Consider the following 611-nt stretch of genomic DNA (forward strand, 5'->3'; position numbering starts at 1 on the left):
ATGAGGCCGTAGGGACGGTCGGCCGCGTAGAAGACCTCGTTCGGGTTGTCGAGGCCGAACGGCGCCAGGTCCACGAGGAAGTGGTGCTTGTTCGGCATCGAGAACTTGATCTCGGCGATCTCCGGGACGGCCTCCAGGACCGCCTTGCCCATCGCGAACAGCGTCTGCTGCAGCGCGAGCGAGTGGGTCGTCGCGAACGCCTCGAGCTGGATCGCGCGGACCTTCGCGTACACGGCGTCGAAGTCGACGTCCGTCGTCGTGTAGCGCCAGCGCGAGGTGACCGACGTCGCGAGGATGCGGTCGTCCGTCTCCACGAGGGTCGTGTAGCGGTCGCGCGGGAACCCGTGGAACTCCGAACCCGTCGACTTGAGCACGACGAGGTCGGTGAGGCCCGAGACGACGAAGACCTCGTCGCCGTCGCGCTGGACGACCGTCGTGCGGGTCTCCTGGTTGTTCCGGACGAACGCGTGGTCGTGCTCGCCCTCCGCGGTCTCGATGCGGTTCCAGGAGTACTGCTCGATCTCCCAGCGGCCGCCCTCGATCCACGCGAAGTCCTCGACGAAGTGCTGGCCGAGGCGGATCGCGAAGTCCTCGATCGCGCCGACGCCGTC

General features: G+C 67.6%; 1 protein-coding gene. It reads right to left on the bottom strand.

Going from position 1 to position 611, the window contains the following annotated elements; genetic code table 11:
- On the bottom strand, positions 1-611 hold a 611-nt coding region (gene pucL / locus G3I78_RS46925; RefSeq protein ID WP_164436715.1), incomplete at both ends, for a factor-independent urate hydroxylase.

Source organism: Streptomyces sp. SID13726, from assembly GCF_010548375.1.
In the GTDB taxonomy this organism is placed as follows: Bacteria; Actinomycetota; Actinomycetes; order Streptomycetales; family Streptomycetaceae; genus Streptomyces.